The organism is Polaribacter huanghezhanensis (genome assembly GCF_030444335.1).
GTDB lineage: Bacteria > Bacteroidota > Bacteroidia > Flavobacteriales > Flavobacteriaceae > Polaribacter > Polaribacter huanghezhanensis.
The window spans coordinates 2,315,692-2,334,785 of sequence record NZ_CP128595.1; the positions used below are offsets into that span (position 1 = coordinate 2,315,692).

Here is a 19,094-nt window from a genome sequence, read left to right on the forward strand (position 1 = left end):
CTTTTATTTTTGCTGAATGCAACAAAAAATAGTACTTATTGGCGGACCAGGAACAGGGAAATCTTCTGTTTTAAACGAATTAATTTCTAGAGGGTTCCATTGCAAACCAGAAATTTCTAGAGAAGTTACTTTAGAGGCTCAAAAAAAAGGAATCGATCAGTTATTTTTAACTGATCCGTTGTTGTTTAGCAATTTGTTGTTAGAAGGAAGAGAAAAACAATTTTTAGACGCCAACAAATCAACAGAAAAAGTTGTTTTTTTTGATCGTGGAATTCCAGATGTACACGCATATTTAGAATTTTTTAATACGGATTACCCACCACATTTTATCGAAAAAAGTACGACACATTTATACACAAAAGTATTTATGCTTCCGCCTTGGAAAGAGATTTATACTTCTGATAACGAACGATATGAAAGTTTTGAAGAAGCTGTTAAAATTTATCATCACTTAAAAAAAACATACCAACAAATTGGATATAAAATTAGTATTGTACCTTTTGGAACAATTCAAGAACGGACCAACTATATTTTAGATGCCATTAAAAATGATTTATGAATACTGCTTTAGAAATATTAAAAAAGTATTGGAATCATCATTCGTTTAGAGAACCACAAGATAAAATTATTAATGCCGTTCTAGAAAATAAGAATACAATCGTATTATTACCAACTGGCGGCGGAAAATCTATTTGTTTTCAAATTCCTGCTTTGGTAAAAGACGGAATTTGCATTGTTGTTTCTCCACTTATCGCTTTAATGCAAGATCAAGTTGATAGTTTAAATAACAAAGGGATTAAAGCCTTTACAATTGCTTCTGGCACTTCACAAGACGATTTAATTACTTTGTTTGATAATATTAGATTTGGGAATTATAAGTTTTTATATCTCTCACCAGAAAGATTGCAATCGCCATTTATTCAAGAAAAAATTAAGCAATTAGATATTAATTTAATTGCGGTTGATGAAGCACATTGTATTTCTGAATGGGGACACGATTTTAGACCATCGTACAGAAACATTAAAATTTTAAAAGAATTAAAACCCACAACTCCAGTTATTGCATTAACAGCAACTGCAACAAAAGAAGTCATTGATGATATTGCCAATAGTTTAGAAATTAAGGATGCAATTGTTTTTAAAAAATCTTTTTACAGAGATAACTTAGCCTATCAAATTTTTTCTTTGGAAGATAAATTAGGGCGCCTTTTACAAATCTGCACAAAAACAAAAGCGCCAATTATTGTGTATGTAAGTAGTAGAAATAAAACCAAAGAAATTGCAAGTTTTTTAAATGCAAATCATTTTAAAGCGAGTTTTTATCACGGCGGATTATCAGCTGCAAATAAACAAGAAGCTTTTGACAATTGGATTTCTGAAAAAACACCCATTATTGTAGCAACAAATGCATTTGGAATGGGAATCGATAAAGACAATGTAAAAGTTGTCATCCATTTAGAGTTGCCAAATAGCATCGAAAATTACATTCAGGAAGCTGGAAGAGCTGGCAGAAATGGTAAAAAAGCTTTTTCTGCTGTGCTCGTTAATAAGAATGATATTCGTATTTATAAAGAACGATTAGAAAATGCTTTTCCTACAATTGCAGAAATTAAACACATTTACAAAAGTATTTTTTCGCACTTTCAAATTGCAAATGGAGAAATTAATGAAGAAGTATTTGAGTTCAATCTTCTTAAATTTTCTGATAAATATAAAATACCCGCAAACAAAGTAGCAACAACTATTAATTTATTAGAAGCAAACGGAATACTTCAAATTTCTGACAGTTATGATAAAAAGTCTACGGTACAATTTTTAACAAGTAGCAATCGTGTTTTAAACTATTCGAAATCAGATTCTAATACCACAAAATTGATTCAGTTGTTGTTGAGAAGTTATGGTGGAATTTTTGAGCAAGAAACAAAAATCAATGAATTTTGGTTGGCAAAAAAAGCACATTTACTTTCTAGGCAAGTGGTTACCATTCTTACAAAATTAGAAACCGAGGAATTAATAACGTATAAAAAAGCAACTGAAAATGCTGAACTCTATTTTTTAGTTCCCAGAGAAGATGACAAAACCATCAATAGCATTTCTAAAAATATTCAGAAATACATCAAACAAAAAATAAGAAAAGCTACAGATTTAGTTGCCTTTATTGAAAATGATGCTGTTTGTAGAAGCATCCAGGTTTTAAAATATTTTAACGAGAAAGAATTCAATAAATGTGGTATTTGTGATGTTTGTTTAGCAAACAAGAATGTATATCAAGATGTATCAAAAGAAATTATGGCGTATTTATCATCAAACAAAACGGCAACTTCAAAAGAAATCTGCGAACAAATTTCAAGCAAAGAAGACATCATTTTAGTAAATTTGCAACAGCTTTTATCCGAAGAAAAAATAAGCATCAATAATTTTAATCAATATCACCTTAACGAATGAGAGATTTACGAATTGTATTTATGGGAACTCCAGATTTTGCAGTCACCATTTTAAAACATTTAGTAGAAAACAAGTACAGTGTTGTTGGTGTAATTACTGCTCCAGACAAACCAGCTGGAAGAGGACGAAAGTTGAACGAATCTGCCGTTAAAAAATATGCCGTTTCTCAAAACTTAACTGTTTTACAACCAACCAATCTTAAAAATCAAGATTTTATAGATGAATTAACTGCATTAAAAGCCAATTTACAAATTGTTGTTGCCTTTAGAATGTTGCCAAAAGTAGTTTGGCAAATGCCAGAATTTGGCACCTTTAATTTACACGCATCTTTATTACCAGAATATCGCGGAGCTGCACCAATTAATTGGGCTATTATTAATGGTGAAACAAAAACGGGTGTAACCACATTCTTTATTGATGATAAAATTGACACAGGAGAAATCATTCTTCAAAAAGAAATTGCTATAAAAGACGATGAAATTGTTGGCGAATTGCACGATCGATTAATGTATTTAGGAGCAGCTTTGGTTTTAGAAACGGTACAACTTATAAAGGAAGACAATGTTGCTCCAAAAAAACAACCAGAATTAGAAGAAAAAACGGCTTATAAATTGTTTCCTGATAACTGTAAAGTTTATTGGACAGATAGTTTAGAAAATATCTACAATAAAATACGCGGATTAAATCCGTATCCAGCAGCTTGGACAACTATTTATACGAATGATATAGAAACTACCGCAAAGCTGTATAAAGTTTCTAAGGAATTTGTAAAGCATACTGATGCAGTTGGTAACATAATAAGCACAAAAAAAACCTTAAAAGTTGCCGTTTTAAACGGATATTTAATTATTGATGAAATAAAACTGGCCGGAAAGAAGAAAATGGAGACTCAAAACCTGTTAAATGGCTTCCAATTTTCATCCAACTCAAAAATGGCTTAACCCTTTATTGATGCGGTTTCTGTTATTTTAGCCGTTTTTTTGCTTTGGTTATTAACAATTTCACCTCTTTTATTAACAAAAACAAGGTTTTTTAGGGTCATTTCTTGCACGAACCCTTATTCCTGCTATATTTGTTAAGCTTAGTTAAGCGAAAATATTAGATCAATTAATTTTTAAAAATTACAAATCATGAACAAATCAGATTTAATCGATGCAATGGCTGCTGACGCAGGAATTTCTAAAGCTGCAGCAAAAGCTGCCTTAGACTCATTAACTTCTAACGTTACTAAAGCTTTAAAAGGCGGAGAAAGAGTATCTTTAGTTGGATGGGGAACTTGGTCAGTATCTAACAGAGCTGCTAGAACTGGTAGAAACCCACAAACTGGAAAAACTATCCAAATTGCTGCTAAAAACGTAGTTAAGTTTAAAGCAGGTGCTGGATTAAGTAGTGCAGTAAACTAAGAATACAAAAAATTGTATTTAAAAACTCTCCTAATTTTTAGGAGAGTTTTTTTATTGCTTAAAAAGTTGCTATATTTAAAAACCTTAGAATTATTTTATGAATTCACTTTTACCAAAAAAAGGAAGATTGTTAATTGCAGAACCATCGATCTTAAATGACAACTCATTTAATAGATCGATAATTTTGTTGACGGAACACACCAAAAAGAATTCTATTGGTTTTATTTTAAACAAACCTTTAAGTTTTACCGTACACGATTTGGTTCCAGAAATAGACTGTGCTTTTCCTGTATATCAAGGCGGACCAGTAGAGCAAGACAATTTGTATTTTGTGCACCAAGTTCCTGAGTTAATTCCAGACTGCGTAGAAGTTGCAAATGGTATTTTTTGGGGTGGAAATTTTGATGCTTTAAAAGAGTTGTTAAACAATCAAGAATTAAAAACAAGTGATATTCGTTTTTTCTTAGGATATTCTGGTTGGGAAAGCAATCAATTAGTAGATGAATTGAAAACCGATTCTTGGTTTATTTCAGAAAATAACTACTCCAATATTTTTGCTACGGATAATACCACTATTTGGAAAAATAAATTACTAGAAAAAGGCGGTAAATATAAGATTTGGGCAAATGCACCAAGCGATATTCAATTAAACTAAGCTTTAGAAATAATTTGTTGCACTTTTAAAGTTGCCAACAACTTCTCTCCTATTTCTGTTTTAAATTCTTTTTTACGATACTTTGTAACTGGCTGAATTCCGATAATAGAATTTGTTAAAAAGATTTCGTCTGCTTTTTGCATTTCAAAAGGAGAAATTGAAGTTTCTACCAAGGTAAAATCTTTATTTTTTTGAAGTATTTCTATCACTTTTTTTCTGACAATTCCTTTGATACAACCTTCTGTTAATGCCGGAGTTTTAATTTCGTTTCCTTTAACAACAAAAATATTAGCATTTGTTGCTTCTACAATTCCTTTATTTTCGTTTAACAACACACAATTGTCTAATTCGTTTTCTTGCATGTAAATACTTGCCAAGGTATTTAACATTCTGTTGGTAGTTTTTATAGTAGAAAGTAATCCAGAGTAATTATAAAAATCTTTAAACAAATCTATTTGATAGGTGTTTTTTGTTTGATATAAATTTTCAGAAACTTCAATTACATAATCAACTTCATTCGTTTTTGGCGTGTACAATCCGCCATCTTTTCTATACACAGACAATCGAACACGAACCTTTTTATTTTCTAAATGATTCGGAATTGATTTTAAGATTTCTTGTTCAATAAATTCTAAGGTAAATTTTAACGGAATTTCCATACGCAACATCCGCATAGAAGCCATCAACCTAAAATAATGATCTTCCCAAAAAACTACCTTATTATTGATAATAGCAACGGTCTCAAAAATGGCATCTCCATATTTAAACGCTCTGTTGTTTGCAGAAACATAAAAATCATTTTTATCAATTAAATCGCCGTTATAATTCAACATACATATCCTCTTAAATTTGAAAAACAAAATTACATTAAAACCATTAAAATTTGGATTATAATTCCATAAAAAAACCAGTAAAAATAAATATACTGGTTTCATTTAATCTATTAAAGGTAGTCAACTTGTGTTTTAAGATGATTTCAATTTATTTATGCTCCGATAGTCTGTTTTAATTCATCAATTTGGTTTTCCCATAACATTTTAGACTCTTCCACTTCATCTTCGCCATCTGCAAAATCGGTAACCATTAAAGAAACATCTTTTGTTATTGGGTCAACTTGGATTCTAAATTCAAAATAAGTTTCATCTCCTTCGCTTTCTTCCCATTTATATTTCATCTTTTCACCATTTTTATTTGACAAAATAGCCGCTTTTTCTTCGTCACCATCCCAAACAAAAGTGACTAATTTACCTCTTGAATTTACTTTATCAGCGAACCATTCTTCTAATCCTGCGGGAGTTGCAAAATAAGTATATAACATACTTGGTGAAGCATGAATAGGAAATTCTAGTTCAAATTTAATTTTACTCATTATTCAATTTCTTTGAAAGCCAATATAGGTATTTATTCCTTTTTAAAAAAATTAAAAACTTAGCTTGTAAAAAAACAAAAATAGGTTATATTTGCAGCCGCATAATTATGGCGAGGTAGCTCAGTTGGTTAGAGCGTCGGATTCATAACCCGGAGGTCACGAGTTCAAATCTCGTTCTCGCTACAAAGAAAAAAACCCAAAACAAATTCGTTTTGGGTTTTTTCTTTTTTATACTGATTTCATTTTCTGAAAGTTAGCTTTTAGACGTATTTTTTTATTCATTTTTATGTAATATTCTATTGCAAAAAAGAAAAATGAACTTATATTTGCATCTCTTTACCACGCGAAAGTAGCTCAGTTGGTAGAGCGTCAGCCTTCCAAGCTGAATGTCGCCGGTTCGAACCCGGTCTTTCGCTCAAAAGACTTCATTTAATTATGGAGTCTTTTTTTTATTTATAATTCTTTCAGTTTCTTTCCAAAAAGTAATAATAGTACAATTGGTATTGCCAACAGACCAACCATTAAGGTGTTTTGCGAAATTAGATTTGGCATCATTACCAAAGCAATTACAAATCCACCGATGGTGCCTCCTAAATGTGCAGAATGACCAACATTTCCTAATTGTTTTTTCATTCCGTAAATTGAATACAATAAATATCCAACTCCAAAAATATACGCAGGAATTGGAATTGGTAACGGAAACATCATTAATGTCATGTCTGGATACAATAAAATTGCTGCATATAAAACTCCAGAAACCGCTCCAGATGCCCCAACAGCGCTGTAATATGGTTCGTTTTTATGATAATACATTGAATACATGTTTCCGGCTAATAAACTTCCAAAATAAACAATTAAAAAAGAAATATTCCCCATGATTCCAGCAACAATTCCGCCAAATAAATACAACGCATACATGTTAAACCCAAGATGCATCCAATCTACATGTAAAAACCCAGAAGTAAGCATCCTTATTTTTTCTCCGCCTACAATTTTTCCAACTTGGAATTTATATTTATCTAAAAAAGTATATTCATTAAATCCTTTAATTGACACTAAAACATTGACAATGATGATTCCTAATACAAATTGATTCATTCTATATAATATATTTATCTACAAACTTAACATAAAACTATCTAAAAGATTGGCTTCTTTATAATAAAATTAAATCCGATATTTGCAATACAAAAATACGCATGCACAAACTTGTTTTCTATTTATCGTATCCCATAATTTGGTTGTTTTCTAAACTCCCTTTCAGAGTATTATATATCATTTCTGACGGATTGTATTATTTGTTATTTTACGTAGTTGGCTATCGAAAAAAGGTTGTTTTAGACAATTTAAAATTGTCTTTCCCTACGAAATCAGATACCGAGTTAAAGTTGATTAGGAAACGTTTTTTTAAACATTTTACTGATGTGTTTATAGAAAGTATAAAAAGTTTTTCTATTAGTGAAGAAGAGTTAAAAAAGAGGTATCGCTTTATAAACCCAGAAGTGGCAAATGAAGTTGCTAAAGAGGGTAAAAGTATTATTTTATTAGGATCACATTATGCAAATTGGGAGTGGGTTATTTCTCTTCCATTTGTTTTAAATATTGAAATATTTGCAGCTTACACAAAACTTCAAAATAAATATTTTGAGAAAGCCATAAAGAAAAATAGAACAAAATATGGAATGATTGGCTTTAAAACATCTGAGTTTATTAAATACATGGTGAAAAATATTAAAAACAAAAGACAAGGTTTGTATATCTTATTAAGCGATCAATCTCCTCAAGTAGAAAAAACATATTATTGGAAAGAGTTTTTAGGTGTTAAAGTCCCTATACATACTGGAGCAGAAATGTTGGCTAAAAAATTTGATTGTGCTGTGATCAATTTTAGTTGTAGGAAAATAAAAAGAGGGTATTACGAAATTGATTTTAAAACAATTACAACAACTCCAAAAGAATTTGGAAATTATCAAATAATGGACGAGTATTTAAAAATTACCGAAAAATTAATTCGTGAAGAACCTGCATATTATTTATGGTCTCATAAACGTTTTAAACATAAAGATAAAGCACCCAACTAAAGTCTAGTTTAGTTAGCAAACCATTTTTCTACCAAGGCTTTTTCTATAGACAAATGCGTTTTATGCTTATAATCGTTATTTACTATGTCGTAATCATAATCATTTTTCCACACTTCTACATTTTCACAAACTGCTTTTAAAGCATCACAAATAAAATTAACTTCTGCATTTGTTATCGTTGGATGAATTGACAAACGAACCCAACCTGGTTTTTCTACAGAACAACCTTCAATAATTTGTTTTTTAATCGCATTTGATCGTTGTTGATCTACATTTAACAAGAAATGTCCATACGTTCCTGCACAAGAACAACCACCACGAGTTTGAATTCCAAAACGGTCGTTTAATAATTTTACAATTAAATTAAAATGAACATGATTTACATAAAATGAAAAAATGCCCAAACGTTTTTTATGAGTTGGCGCTAAAATATGTACATTCGGAATCGACTCTAAACAAGCAAATAATTTTGTATTGATTTCTTCTTCTCTCTCATGAATTTTATTGGTGCCCATTTTTTCTTTTAGCTGAATACATAAAGCAATTTTTATGGTTTGCATAAAAGCTGGTGTTCCACCATCTTCTCTCATTTCTACATCGTCAAAATAATCGTGTTCTCCCCAAGGATTTGTATAACTTACCGTTCCTCCTCCAGGATTATCTGGCACTAGATTTTTATACAATTTCTTATTAAAAATTAAAACTCCAGAAGTTCCTGGTCCGCCTAAAAATTTATGTGGAGAAAAGAAAATTGCGTCTAAAGATGCATCTTCATCTTCTGGATGCATATCAATATCTACATACGGCGCAGAACAAGCAAAATCTACAAAACACAACCCGTTATTTGCATGAATTATTTTTGCAACTTGATGATAATCTGTTTTTATTCCGGTTACATTAGAACAGGCTGTAATTGAAGCTATTTTAATAGGTCTACTTTCGTGTTCTTTTATCAATTTTTCAAAACTATCAAAACACAACAATCCTTCTTGGTTACACGGAATTACAACAACATCTGCAATGGTTTCTAGCCAAGAAGTCTGATTTGAATGATGCTCCATATGAGAAACAAAAACAATGGGTCTTAATTCATCTGGAACTGTTGTATGTTCTTTTAAGCTTTCACTAATTTTTAATCCTAATATACGTTGAAATTTATTTACAACGCCTGTCATTCCTGATCCTTCGGTAATTAACGCATCATCTTCTGATGCGTTTACATGACGCTTAATCATATTTCTAGCTTCGTGATATGCCAACGTCATCGCCGCTCCGCTAGTTGATGTTTCTGTATGTGTATTTGCCACAAAAGGACCAAAATCATTTAACAATTTTTCTTCAATCGGTCTGTATAACCTTCCGCTAGCAGTCCAATCTGTATACATTAAATGTTGTTCTCCATAAGGAGATTCAAATTTTTGATCCACTCCAACAATATGAGTTCTAAATTGGCTAAAATAGTGTTCTAATGATTTCATGCTATTAACTATTAAAATAATCTAAACCTTCCTCCAAGTAAGATGGTATTTTCTATAAAATAAAAACTTTGTGAAGCAGTATCTGATGCACTTTTTGTGGTTCTAATATCTGACATATTTATATATCCTGCTTTTACATCAGATTGTATAAAAAAATGTTTTAAAAAAGTAATATTTAATCCAACACTAGCTGAAACTCCCCAACCAGAAATATGAAAATCATCGTGTCTTTCTTTTCCTAATAATTTTGTATTTGTTTTCGGAAATAAAATTCCTGCTCCCAATCCTTCGGTTAAATTGATTTGAAAATTTTCAGAATTTAAGCCAATTAGGTAACTAAAATCATCAAACCGATTCACTGCTGCATTGATGTAGTTCAATCCATCTGTATGTTCAAAAGTTAAAAAATTCTCAACCAATTGAATGTTTTCATTGGTGTAGACTTTGTCATAAGAAGATCCAGTATTAATTGTTCCGTTAATGAGTACATTTTGATTTGCATTCATTACATATTTCATATGATCTACTCCAATAGAAATGGTGTAATTTTCTTTGAAAAAATATCCAATTCTATAATTTGTTTGCGGAATTGTTATTCTGTCTAATCTAAAATATGGATTTATTCCAAATTTTGTTGGTCTATCATTCGCTGTAACATCTGATAAAGTGAAATCATAATTCTCTCCTTTAAAACGAATATCAGAATTAGAGTACGTTCCTCGATTCCAGCCCCAATAGACATAAAACTTTCCTTTATTTGATACTTTCTGTTGGACTGGTTCTTGAGCAATCATTTTTCCACTGACAAGAAATACAATTAAAAGTGTGAAAATTTTTGTTGTTTTTTTATGCAATAACATCTTCTATTTCTTTTATAAATCGTTTTGCTAAAGCATCTGCATTTTCTTGTGAAGTGCTTTCTGTATAAATTCTAATAATTGGTTCTGTGTTCGATTTACGCAAATGAACCCATTCGTTTGCAAAATCTATTTTCACTCCGTCAATGGTATTTACATTTTCATGTTGGTAGTTAGAAGCCATAGCTTCTAGTACTTCATCAACATTTATTTGTGGCGTTAACTCAATTTTATTTTTACTCATAAAGTAACTTGGATACGAATCACGTAATTCTTTACAAGACATTTTTTTATTTGCTAAATGCGATAAAAACAACGCAACTCCAACTAAAGAATCTCTTCCGTAATGCGAAGCAGGATAAATAATTCCGCCATTTCCTTCTCCACCAATTACAGCATTTGTTTCTTTCATTTTTATCACCACATTTACTTCTCCAACTGCACTTGCAGTATAAATTCCACCGTATTTTTCGGTAACATCTCTTAATGCTCTTGATGATGATAAATTAGAAACGGTATTTCCGCCTCCTAATCTTCCTAACACATAATCTGCACAAGCAACCAATGTATATTCTTCGCCAAACATAGAACCGTCTTCTGATATCAAAGCTAATCTATCAACATCTGGATCAACCACAATTCCTAAATCAGCTTTTTCTTTAACAACTAATTCAGAAATATCGGTTAAGTGTTCTTTTAAAGGTTCTGGATTGTGTGGAAACTCTCCGTTTGGTTCGCAATACAATTCTACACATTCAACACTCAATTCTTTTAACAAAGCAGGAATAAAAATTCCGCCAGTAGAATTTACACCATCAACAACTACTTTAAATTTCGCTTTTTTGATTGCTTCAACATCTACCAATTCTAAGTTCAACACTTCTTGAATATGTTTTTGTAAGTAACTTTTATCTTTTGTGTAGCTTCCTAAATCATCAACGGCTGCAAAATCAAAATCATCATTTTCTGCTTTCTGTAAAATCAATTCTCCTTCTGCTCCGTTTAAAAATTCTCCTTTTTCATTTAGCAACTTTAAGGCATTCCATTGTTTTGGATTGTGAGAAGCCGTTAAGATAATTCCTCCATCCGCTTTTTCTAACGGAACAGCAACCTCAACAGTTGGAGTTGTAGACAAACCTAAATCGACCACATGAATTCCTAATCCGACCAACGTATTGGCAACCAAACTAGAAATCATTTTACCAGAAATACGCGCATCTCTTCCTAAAACTACAGTAATTTTTTTTTTATTTTTATTTCTTTCTAGAATAAAAGCCCCATAAGCAGCGGCGAATTTTACCGCATCAATGGGGGTTAAATTATCGGCAGTTTTTCCTCCGATAGTTCCTCGTATTCCTGAAATAGATTTTATTAATGTCATGTTCTTTTTATTTTACTGAACCAGATTCAGTATCTGCTGAACAAAGATAAATGAAAAGAAGGAAGTTATAAAGTTTAAAAGTTAAAAGTTGAAAGTTGAATGACCAGTAATAATCAAAGCAGCAAAGAGGCAAAGCTAACTTGTAAACTTTAGACTAAAATCTATATCTTTATAAAAATCAATTTGTTGTATCCGTGAAAAAATATAAGATTGATACAGCCAAAAGTTGAAAGACAAAAGGCAAATAGTGTCATTCCCAACTTGATTGGGAATCTACAAAATCGATTTAAGTCAGTCTGGATTCCTGCCTCCGCAGGAATGACAAAAAAAACTATTTCATAAAATAATACACAGATTTAGAAATCTTAGCTAATTGATCGGTGCTTTTATCAAAATCTTTTAAGTTTTTAGAAAGTAATATCAGTAAATAACTTTTACCGTTCGGTAAGTACACAATTGCAGCATCGTGATGAACACCTGTTATTGAACCTGTTTTATGTGCAATTTCAATATTTTTTGGTAAATATTTCGGAATCATATCATTCCATTTTTGATCTTTTAAAGTAGCAATCATTGCTTCGCAATCTTCTTTTGTTCCCGCTGTTCCAATTGCTATTGCTTTCATAATTACCAACAAATCATTTGCTGTGGTAGAATTGCTTAGACCTTTTTGATATGCCTTTATATCTTCAACTCCACGCAGCACTTCTATCTTACCAGCTCCTAAACTTCTCATAGTAGTCGTTGTCTTTTTTGCATCAACCAATTCTATCAACACATTGGTTGCTAAATTACTGCTTACGGTAATCATGCTATACATTAAATCGTATAGCTTTTGTTTTGTATCAATTTTACTGTAAATAACATCGTCGCTATCATCACCAATATCCATGCTATATAAACTTTGATCAACAATGCTTTTAAATTCGTTTTTAAGCAGGATAGAATCATTTAAATTTATTTCTCCCTCAGATTGTTGTTTGTACAATTCTATCATCACAGGAACTTTCATGGTACTTGCTGCATGAAATTTTTCATCAACATTTATAAACACGTGGTTTTTTTCATCAGACAAATCTAAAAATGCCACGGCTACTTCTCCTTCAATATTCGAGATTTGATTTTCGATTGTAGTTTTTAAAGCATCTAAAGACTTCGAATTGTCTGTACAAGAAATTACAACAAAAAAAAGTGAACTTAAAAATAGCTGTTTGATGTATTTTATCATAATTATTATTTTAATTTGAGAGCTAATTTAATAAAAAAACGCCATTGAAAAAATCAACGGCGTTTTATATATGAATTAAGAAAAGGTTTTATTTCCCTTCCATTTTCTTCTTTAAATCAGCTAAACCACTAATGTCTCCAAGAGTTGTTTTTTCTGCTTCGGCTGCTTTTTTAGAAGCTGCTTTTACATTTTTCTTCTCTTCTTCTTTAAAGATAGATGTATGAGAAACTACTACTCTTCTGTATTCTTTAGAAAATTCTAAAACTTTGAATTGTGCAGTATCTCCTTTTTCTAATTTTCCACCGTCTTCTTTATCTAAAAAGCGAGTTGGTGCAAAACCTTCTACTCCATCAGCAAATGTTACTGTAGCTCCTTTATCATTCTTTTCAGAAATTGTTCCTTCATGTAAAGAATCTATAGCGTACGTTGCTTCATGAGCATCCCAAGGATTGTCTTGAGTTTGTTTGTGTCCTAAATTTAATTTACGACCTTCTACATCTAATTCTAAAACTTGAACTTCTAATTGATCACCTACAGATGTAAAATCTGATGGATGCTTAATTTTCTTAGTCCAAGATAAATCAGAAATATAAACCAATCCATCAATTCCTTCTTCTAACTCTACAAACACACCAAAATTAGTGTAGTTTCTTACTGTACCAGTATGAGTTGAACCAACAGGATATTTCTTAGTAATATCTGTCCAAGGATCTGGATGTAATTGTTTAATACCTAAAGACATTTTACGGTCTTCTCTATCTAAGGTTAAAATTTGTGCTTCTACTTCGTCACCAATTTTTACGAAATCTTGTGCAGAACGTAAATGCGTTGACCAAGACATTTCTGAAACGTGAATTAATCCTTCAACACCTTCAGAAACTTCAATAAATGCTCCGTAATCAGCTAAAACAACAACTTTTCCTGTTATTTTATCACCAATTTTTAAATCAGCATTTAACGCTTCCCAAGGATGCGCAGATAATTGTTTCAATCCTAATTGGATTCTAGATTTGTTATCATCAAAGTCTAAAATTACAACGTTTAATTTTTGATCTAACTCAACAACCTCATTTGGATGATTGATTCTAGACCAAGATAAATCTGTAATGTGAACTAAACCATCAACACCACCTAAATCAACAAATACACCATAAGAAGTAATATTTTTAACAATACCTTCTAATACTTGTCCTTTTTCTAATTGACCAATGATTTCTTTCTTTTGGATTTCTAAATCCGCTTCGATTAATGCTTTATGAGAAACGACAACGTTTTTAAATTCGTGGTTGATTTTCACAACTTTGAATTCCATTGTTTTTTCTACGTATTGATCGTAATCTCTAATTGGTTTAACATCAATTTGAGATCCTGGTAAGAATGCTTCGATTCCGAATACATCAACGATCATTCCTCCTCTTGTTCTACATTTTACAAAACCATTAACTATTTCTCCTGTTTCGTGTGCGTTGTTAACTCTATCCCAAGCTTTAATTACTCTTGCTTTTTTGTGAGATAAAACTAATTGACCTGAGCTATCTTCTCTTTTGTCAACTAAAACCTCTACAACATCACCAACAGCTAAGCTAGGATTGTAACGAAATTCATTTAAAGAAATAACTCCTTCAGATTTAGAATTGATGTCAATAATGGCATCTCTTTCTGTTAATCTTACTACGGTTCCTTCAATTACATCACGTTCGTTTACGAAACCTACTGTTCCTTCTAACGCTTTTTCGAATTCTTTTAATTTCTTTTCATCAACAGCTTCAATACCTTCTTCGTATTTGTGCCAATCAAAGGTTGCTAAAAATTCTTGTGGGTTTACAGTTTCTACAACTGTTTCTGCAACAGCTTCAGTTGCTGTTTCTTGTACTTCAGCAGCAACAACTTGCTCTTCAGTGTTTTTTGTTTCTTCAGACATTCTGAATTTACTTTGTATCTTGTTGTTATTCAGATTTTTAACGGCAACAACATCAAGAGATGTTTATATAAATAATTGTTTTCTAATTCCTTTTATAAATCTGTTCTCGTAAAAAGGAGTGCAAATGTACAAAATATTTGTAATTAAACAATGGTTAATATAACAATGATTTAATTTAACAATGTGACAATTTGAGGAGCTAAGAGCCTAGACTGTTAGACTGTTAGACTGTTAGATTTTTAGAAAAAAGAGAATAGACAGGTTTGTTTGTAATTAGGATCTAACTGCAAACTGCTATTGAAAACTGCAAACTAACTATTCTTACTAAATCTGGTTTTTAACCTTTCCACTACGCTCAAAATAACAATTATTGAATAAACTCTTTAAAGTCTTTAACTCGCTCTCTACTCACTATAATTTCTGTTTCTGAATACGAGTTTAGAATGATTTTTAAACGACTATTGGTATACGCAACAATGTCTTTTATTGCTGATATTTGCACGATAAAAGTTCTGTTTACTCGAAAGAATTTTTCTGGATCTAATTCGGCTTGTACTTCTTCTAAAGCGCCATCTAACAAATAACTTCTATTTGTGGTTGTATGAATATAGGTTGCTTTATTTTCGCTGTAAAAACATTCTACATCATCTGTAGAAATAATTTTTAAATGCTGACCGACTTTTATGGTAAAACGTTTTTTGTATTTTCTATCTATCGGGTTTACTAGTAGTTTTTTAATGTCTTCAAAATTTAGCTGAACATCTGTCTGCTTTACACGGTGACTTTTATATTTATCTACCGCAGTTTTTAATTCGTCTTCATCAATCGGTTTTAATAAATAATCGATGCTATTTAATTTAAACGCTTTTAGCGCATATTCATCATACGCAGTTGTAAAAATAATGGCACTAGAAATAGTAACATGTTCAAAAATTTCAAAAGACAAACCATCTGACAGCTGAATGTCTAAGAAAATTAAATCTGGATGTTCGTTATTCTGAAACCACTCGATCGATTCTTCTACAGAATGCAACATTTGCTTTGCTTCTACTCCCAATTCTACCAACATCCTACTTAATCTTCTTGCAGCTGGTTTTTCGTCTTCTATAATAATTACATTCATGCTAAAACTTATTATGATCCTTATTCATTTCTTCTTGTATTTTACGCTCTTCCCAATTTTTACCAAAAAAATTAAATTTATATCCATTTATTGCGTGAAATGTTAAAACGATTCCCCACCAAAAAAACAATCTGTAATTGCTGATTTCTGTAAAAGCATCTAGAAAAGAATCGCCATAAGAAATATCCAAATAAATTCTTCTACCAATAAAAAATCCGTTGATTACAAGATAAAAAGCAAAATGTTTATAAAATCCTTTTAAAGCTTCTACTCTTTTTTTAGCTTTTATGTATTTATCATTCCTATTATTCGTTTCCATTATTTTTAAAATTTAGCATTGCGTTCTTCTTCCTCTAAAATCTCTTTTAGTTTTTTCTCTTCCCAGTTTTTCCCTACAACATTAAACCCAAAAACTCCTAACCAGTGAAAAAAGACTCCAATTCCCCAAAAAACCCAAGTAGAATACACTCCGAAATTTTGTAGCACTTCTTCAAAAGAATCAACGCCATCATTCATTAAACCAAAAATGATGATTCCGCTTAAAAATGTATTGACGATTATATAGACAATTAAATGAACATAAAATCCTTTAATTTTTTCAACTCTTTTTTTTGCTCTCAAATATTTAATACCTTCTATTGTTTCTGCGTTTTTCATACTTTCTTTATTTATACTGTTTGTATCTCTCATCTTCTTCCATCAATTCTTTGATCTTTTTTTCTTCCCAATTTCTTCCTAAAAACGGATTGTAATTGTAGGTATCCATTGCGTGAAATGTTAATCCCATTCCCCAACCAAATATTGGAAACCAAAACCAGTGAAACTCTGGCACAAATTGTAAATTTATAAATATTAAAAAAGGAATTACAATACAATACGATGCTAGATTAGCATAAAACCCTTTGATTTTATCTACTTGTTTTTTTGCTCTTAAATACTTTTGTTCTTCGGTAAATTCTTTCATGATTTCCAACTTTTTATTTTGAATGTTTTCTATCTTTATCCATCAATTCTTGAATCTTTTTGGCTTCCCAATCTTTTCCATACCCAATTTTAGAAGGTCCAAAAACTAAAAACCAATGTAGTATCACTACAAATACAATTCCTGGAGCAGCAAACCAAAACCAATGATATCCTGGAGAAAAAACCAAATTAACTGTTACAATTATAATTAGAGAGACAATCTCTATTACTAGATGAATATAAAACCCTTTAATGTCTTTTACTCTCTTTTTTGCTTTCAAATACCGTTGCTCTTCTATAAAACTCTGTTCCATATTATTCCCAATTTGATGTGTCATCATTCTCTTCCATTAATTCTTTAATCTTTTTATCCTCCCAGTTTCTTCCTAAAAATGGATTGTAATTATACACGTCTAATCCGTGGAATATCACTCCAATTCCCCAACCAAACATTGGAAACCAAAACCAGTAAAACTGTGGCGAAGTGTATAAATTGATGAATATTAAAAATGGAATGACAATACAGTAAGACGCTAGGTTTTGATAAAATTCTTTTAACTTCTCTACCTTTTCTACAGCTCTTACATAGCTTGAGTTTTGAATCTCTTCTGTGTACATAATGTTGTTATTTTTTGTTAATAATGGCAAGCTTACTCTAAAGGTTACATTATCATTTGTGATTTCTACACTTCTTTTTGTTAGTAAATAATACCTGTCTGTAATGTTTCTTAATCCAATTTTTGTGCTTTTACCAATTGCTTCTTTATGATTGACATTGTTTTCTATAATTAAGGCTCCGTCTTCTTCAAAAATGCTAAGTTTTAATGGTTTGCTTGATGAAACCACATTGTGTTTTACGGCGTTTTCTAATAACAATTGTAATGATAAAGGCACAATTTTTAATTCTTCGTTGCTAATTTCTGATGGAATGTCAAATTGTATGGCATCTTCAAATCGCATTTGCAACAATTCCATATACGTTCTTGCAAATTGCAATTCTTCAGAAAGCGGAATCAATTCTTTGTTTCTCTGCTCTAAAACATAGCGATATACTTTAGACAATTTTGTTGTAAAGCGCTCTGCTTGCTTCGGGTTTTCGCTAATTAAAGAGGTTAATACATTTAAACTATTGAATAAAAAATGTGGATCAATTTGGTTTTTTAGAGACTCAAATTTTGCGGTTTCTGTTTTTGCAACAATTTCTTGTTTGTTGCTTTTTTGTGTTTGCGATGCTTTCCAATTGATCATAAATCCACGAGCATGGAAAAATACAGCAATTACTAACGCACCAATTATTGTAAATACATGCACCAAAAACAACTCTCCAAAGAAAAAATGTTCAAAACCATATCCAAGAATCAACACATATTGTACATAATGAATTAGCAATACAATAAAGATTGTATAAAATATCGTTGCTATAATTCCTACGGTTAGTCGTTGATTTGTTTGTTCTACCCAACTCCATTTGGTATTTAAGTATTCATTAATATAACCGTTTCCTAATCCTAGTCCGAAAGAATACATTGCAGAAAATAAAAAAATAGTTCCAACACCTTTTAAGGTAAACTGTTGATTTACAATTACAAAAAAGACTCCAAAACCGATCGTTAATTTCAAACAAATAATAACGTCTCTCTTTATCTTATTTAGTGTTGAACTATTTTTCTCTTGACTCATGTCTTTTTATTTATCGATGTAGGTTTTGCTCTTAAAACTTAATCTCTAAAGTTACATTTTTATCTGAAACCTCAAACTGTGCTTCGTCAAAATTTGGTGGGCCAAAACTCATTGGATTGTTAGAAACTCCGTAATCTTCTAATGGCATACCATTGGGTTGAAAATCTATTTTATCATTATTGTTTTCGTCATGAAAACAAATAATGGCATAATTACCAGATTCGATATCCGTAAATACTACTGTGCTTTTTTTCCCTTTTGGAGAGCTAGATTTTGCCTGAACTGGCACTTTCATAAAGTTTTCTTTATCGTATAAAGCATAACTTACTGTACCTTTATCACTAGACACATTTGTTACTAATACTGTAATGGTTCTTTTTTCTGTATTTGTTTTTTTAGCTGTATACATTGATGTTTGAAATACAACTACAAATGCGAAAATTGCTGTGAATACTTTCATGATTTCTTGTTTTTAATTGTTAATGACACCACAAAGATGTACTAACAAAC

At 31.0% G+C, this 19,094-nt stretch carries 21 protein-coding genes and 2 tRNA genes; 8 read left to right on the top strand and 15 right to left on the bottom strand.

All coding sequences use genetic code 11. The features are described 5' to 3' along the window. Positions 1-16 precede the first annotated feature (16 nt). From KCTC32516_RS10830 to KCTC32516_RS10850, 5 genes are all read left to right on the top strand, one after another. A complete protein-coding gene (locus tag KCTC32516_RS10830) occupies positions 17-559 on the top strand; it encodes an AAA family ATPase (RefSeq protein WP_301400464.1) in 543 nt (180 codons plus the stop codon). Further along, on the top strand, positions 556-2,445 hold the full coding sequence (locus KCTC32516_RS10835; protein ID WP_301400465.1) for a RecQ family ATP-dependent DNA helicase: 1,890 nt from the start codon (positions 556-558) through the stop codon (positions 2,443-2,445). Before KCTC32516_RS10830 ends, KCTC32516_RS10835 begins: the two co-directional genes overlap by 4 nt. Further along, on the top strand, positions 2,442-3,386 hold the full coding sequence (gene fmt, locus KCTC32516_RS10840; RefSeq protein ID WP_301400467.1) for a methionyl-tRNA formyltransferase: 945 nt from the start codon (positions 2,442-2,444) through the stop codon (positions 3,384-3,386). Before KCTC32516_RS10835 ends, fmt begins: the two co-directional genes overlap by 4 nt. 189 nt (positions 3,387-3,575) lie before the next feature. Next, a complete protein-coding gene (locus KCTC32516_RS10845) occupies positions 3,576-3,848 on the top strand; it encodes an HU family DNA-binding protein (RefSeq protein ID WP_301400469.1) in 273 nt (90 codons plus the stop codon). A gap of 97 nt (positions 3,849-3,945) precedes the next feature. Further along, complete coding sequence (locus KCTC32516_RS10850; protein WP_301400470.1) at positions 3,946-4,503, top strand: YqgE/AlgH family protein; 558 nt, start codon at positions 3,946-3,948, stop codon at positions 4,501-4,503. Here the strand turns inward: KCTC32516_RS10850 and KCTC32516_RS10855 are convergent. Then, the gene (locus KCTC32516_RS10855; RefSeq protein WP_301400471.1) at positions 4,500-5,336 is read right to left on the bottom strand and encodes an aminotransferase class IV; all 837 of its coding nucleotides are present in this window, start codon (positions 5,334-5,336) and stop codon (positions 4,500-4,502) included. The genes KCTC32516_RS10850 and KCTC32516_RS10855 overlap by 4 nt on opposite strands. A 152-nt stretch (positions 5,337-5,488) precedes the next feature. Then, positions 5,489-5,872, bottom strand: coding sequence for an START-like domain-containing protein (locus KCTC32516_RS10860; RefSeq protein WP_301400472.1), 384 nt, complete (start codon positions 5,870-5,872; stop codon positions 5,489-5,491). Between the two features lie 109 nt (positions 5,873-5,981). On the opposite strand from KCTC32516_RS10860, the gene KCTC32516_RS10865 reads away from it, so the two are divergent. Together KCTC32516_RS10865 and KCTC32516_RS10870 are read left to right on the top strand one after the other, a co-directional pair. Then, positions 5,982-6,055, top strand: a tRNA-Met gene (locus tag KCTC32516_RS10865). 160 nt (positions 6,056-6,215) lie between these two features. After that, positions 6,216-6,288, top strand: a tRNA-Gly gene (locus KCTC32516_RS10870). Positions 6,289-6,325: 37 nt separating this feature from the next. Here KCTC32516_RS10870 and KCTC32516_RS10875 read toward each other — a convergent pair. Then, positions 6,326-6,970: a rhomboid family intramembrane serine protease gene (locus KCTC32516_RS10875; RefSeq protein ID WP_301400473.1), complete on the bottom strand. Its 645-nt coding sequence runs from the start codon at positions 6,968-6,970 to the stop codon at positions 6,326-6,328. A gap of 101 nt (positions 6,971-7,071) precedes the next feature. On the opposite strand from KCTC32516_RS10875, the gene KCTC32516_RS10880 reads away from it, so the two are divergent. Further along, positions 7,072-7,953 carry a lysophospholipid acyltransferase family protein gene (locus KCTC32516_RS10880; protein WP_301400474.1) on the top strand — a complete coding sequence of 294 codons (882 nt, stop codon included), beginning with the start codon at positions 7,072-7,074 and terminating at the stop codon, positions 7,951-7,953. 8 nt (positions 7,954-7,961) lie between these two features. On the opposite strand, the gene KCTC32516_RS10885 is transcribed toward KCTC32516_RS10880, so the two are convergent. From KCTC32516_RS10885 to KCTC32516_RS10940, 12 genes are all read right to left on the bottom strand, one after another. Next, complete coding sequence (locus KCTC32516_RS10885) at positions 7,962-9,431, bottom strand: aminotransferase class V-fold PLP-dependent enzyme (RefSeq protein ID WP_301400478.1); 1,470 nt, start codon at positions 9,429-9,431, stop codon at positions 7,962-7,964. Between the two features lie 11 nt (positions 9,432-9,442). Further along, on the bottom strand, positions 9,443-10,225 hold the full coding sequence (locus KCTC32516_RS10890; RefSeq protein WP_301400481.1) for a hypothetical protein: 783 nt from the start codon (positions 10,223-10,225) through the stop codon (positions 9,443-9,445). A gap of 52 nt (positions 10,226-10,277) precedes the next feature. Then, complete coding sequence (gene glmM / locus KCTC32516_RS10895) at positions 10,278-11,669, bottom strand: phosphoglucosamine mutase (RefSeq protein WP_301400482.1); 1,392 nt, start codon at positions 11,667-11,669, stop codon at positions 10,278-10,280. Between the two features lie 331 nt (positions 11,670-12,000). Continuing rightward, positions 12,001-12,897 carry a serine hydrolase gene (locus KCTC32516_RS10900; RefSeq protein WP_301400483.1) on the bottom strand — a complete coding sequence of 299 codons (897 nt, stop codon included), beginning with the start codon at positions 12,895-12,897 and terminating at the stop codon, positions 12,001-12,003. An 88-nt stretch (positions 12,898-12,985) separates the two neighbouring features. After that, positions 12,986-14,818, bottom strand: coding sequence for a 30S ribosomal protein S1 (rpsA, locus tag KCTC32516_RS10905; protein WP_301400484.1), 1,833 nt, complete (start codon positions 14,816-14,818; stop codon positions 12,986-12,988). A gap of 367 nt (positions 14,819-15,185) precedes the next feature. Continuing rightward, positions 15,186-15,941: a LytR/AlgR family response regulator transcription factor gene (locus tag KCTC32516_RS10910; RefSeq protein WP_301400485.1), complete on the bottom strand. Its 756-nt coding sequence runs from the start codon at positions 15,939-15,941 to the stop codon at positions 15,186-15,188. 1 nt (position 15,942) lies between these two features. Continuing rightward, positions 15,943-16,260 (bottom strand): 2TM domain-containing protein, encoded by a 318-nt coding sequence (locus tag KCTC32516_RS10915; protein WP_301400486.1) that lies wholly within the window; start codon positions 16,258-16,260, stop codon positions 15,943-15,945. A 5-nt stretch (positions 16,261-16,265) separates the two neighbouring features. Continuing rightward, positions 16,266-16,598: a 2TM domain-containing protein gene (locus KCTC32516_RS10920; protein WP_301400488.1), complete on the bottom strand. Its 333-nt coding sequence runs from the start codon at positions 16,596-16,598 to the stop codon at positions 16,266-16,268. Between the two features lie 7 nt (positions 16,599-16,605). Beyond that, positions 16,606-16,905 carry a 2TM domain-containing protein gene (locus tag KCTC32516_RS10925; protein WP_301400489.1) on the bottom strand — a complete coding sequence of 100 codons (300 nt, stop codon included), beginning with the start codon at positions 16,903-16,905 and terminating at the stop codon, positions 16,606-16,608. A 13-nt stretch (positions 16,906-16,918) separates the two neighbouring features. Then, positions 16,919-17,245, bottom strand: a complete 327-nt coding sequence (locus KCTC32516_RS10930) for a 2TM domain-containing protein (RefSeq protein WP_301400490.1) — start codon at positions 17,243-17,245, stop codon at positions 16,919-16,921. Next, positions 17,220-18,584, bottom strand: a complete 1,365-nt coding sequence (locus KCTC32516_RS10935; protein ID WP_301400492.1) for a 2TM domain-containing protein — start codon at positions 18,582-18,584, stop codon at positions 17,220-17,222. Before KCTC32516_RS10935 ends, KCTC32516_RS10930 begins: the two co-directional genes overlap by 26 nt. A gap of 31 nt (positions 18,585-18,615) precedes the next feature. Beyond that, positions 18,616-19,044, bottom strand: a complete 429-nt coding sequence (locus KCTC32516_RS10940; protein ID WP_301400494.1) for a DUF2141 domain-containing protein — start codon at positions 19,042-19,044, stop codon at positions 18,616-18,618. Positions 19,045-19,094: the final 50 nt, after the last annotated feature.

What these genes read in the sequence shown, in the direction of transcription:
- KCTC32516_RS10830 (WP_301400464.1), top strand. Translation starts at nt 17, where the DNA reads ATGCAACAAAAAATAGTACTTATTGGCGGACCAGGAACAGGGAAATCT.
- KCTC32516_RS10835 (WP_301400465.1), top strand. Translation starts at nt 556, where the DNA reads ATGAATACTGCTTTAGAAATATTAAAAAAGTATTGGAATCATCATTCG.
- fmt (WP_301400467.1), top strand. Translation starts at nt 2,442, where the DNA reads ATGAGAGATTTACGAATTGTATTTATGGGAACTCCAGATTTTGCAGTC.
- KCTC32516_RS10845 (WP_301400469.1), top strand. Translation starts at nt 3,576, where the DNA reads ATGAACAAATCAGATTTAATCGATGCAATGGCTGCTGACGCAGGAATT.
- KCTC32516_RS10850 (WP_301400470.1), top strand. Translation starts at nt 3,946, where the DNA reads ATGAATTCACTTTTACCAAAAAAAGGAAGATTGTTAATTGCAGAACCA.
- KCTC32516_RS10855 (WP_301400471.1), bottom strand. Translation starts at nt 5,336, where the DNA reads ATGTTGAATTATAACGGCGATTTAATTGATAAAAATGATTTTTATGTT.
- KCTC32516_RS10860 (WP_301400472.1), bottom strand. Translation starts at nt 5,872, where the DNA reads ATGAGTAAAATTAAATTTGAACTAGAATTTCCTATTCATGCTTCACCA.
- KCTC32516_RS10875 (WP_301400473.1), bottom strand. Translation starts at nt 6,970, where the DNA reads ATGAATCAATTTGTATTAGGAATCATCATTGTCAATGTTTTAGTGTCA.
- KCTC32516_RS10880 (WP_301400474.1), top strand. Translation starts at nt 7,072, where the DNA reads ATGCACAAACTTGTTTTCTATTTATCGTATCCCATAATTTGGTTGTTT.
- KCTC32516_RS10885 (WP_301400478.1), bottom strand. Translation starts at nt 9,431, where the DNA reads ATGAAATCATTAGAACACTATTTTAGCCAATTTAGAACTCATATTGTT.
- KCTC32516_RS10890 (WP_301400481.1), bottom strand. Translation starts at nt 10,225, where the DNA reads ATGATTGCTCAAGAACCAGTCCAACAGAAAGTATCAAATAAAGGAAAG.
- glmM (WP_301400482.1), bottom strand. Translation starts at nt 11,669, where the DNA reads ATGACATTAATAAAATCTATTTCAGGAATACGAGGAACTATCGGAGGA.
- KCTC32516_RS10900 (WP_301400483.1), bottom strand. Translation starts at nt 12,897, where the DNA reads ATGATAAAATACATCAAACAGCTATTTTTAAGTTCACTTTTTTTTGTT.
- rpsA (WP_301400484.1), bottom strand. Translation starts at nt 14,818, where the DNA reads ATGTCTGAAGAAACAAAAAACACTGAAGAGCAAGTTGTTGCTGCTGAA.
- KCTC32516_RS10910 (WP_301400485.1), bottom strand. Translation starts at nt 15,941, where the DNA reads ATGAATGTAATTATTATAGAAGACGAAAAACCAGCTGCAAGAAGATTA.
- KCTC32516_RS10915 (WP_301400486.1), bottom strand. Translation starts at nt 16,260, where the DNA reads ATGGAAACGAATAATAGGAATGATAAATACATAAAAGCTAAAAAAAGA.
- KCTC32516_RS10920 (WP_301400488.1), bottom strand. Translation starts at nt 16,598, where the DNA reads ATGAAAAACGCAGAAACAATAGAAGGTATTAAATATTTGAGAGCAAAA.
- KCTC32516_RS10925 (WP_301400489.1), bottom strand. Translation starts at nt 16,905, where the DNA reads ATGAAAGAATTTACCGAAGAACAAAAGTATTTAAGAGCAAAAAAACAA.
- KCTC32516_RS10930 (WP_301400490.1), bottom strand. Translation starts at nt 17,245, where the DNA reads ATGATGACACATCAAATTGGGAATAATATGGAACAGAGTTTTATAGAA.
- KCTC32516_RS10935 (WP_301400492.1), bottom strand. Translation starts at nt 18,584, where the DNA reads ATGAGTCAAGAGAAAAATAGTTCAACACTAAATAAGATAAAGAGAGAC.
- KCTC32516_RS10940 (WP_301400494.1), bottom strand. Translation starts at nt 19,044, where the DNA reads ATGAAAGTATTCACAGCAATTTTCGCATTTGTAGTTGTATTTCAAACA.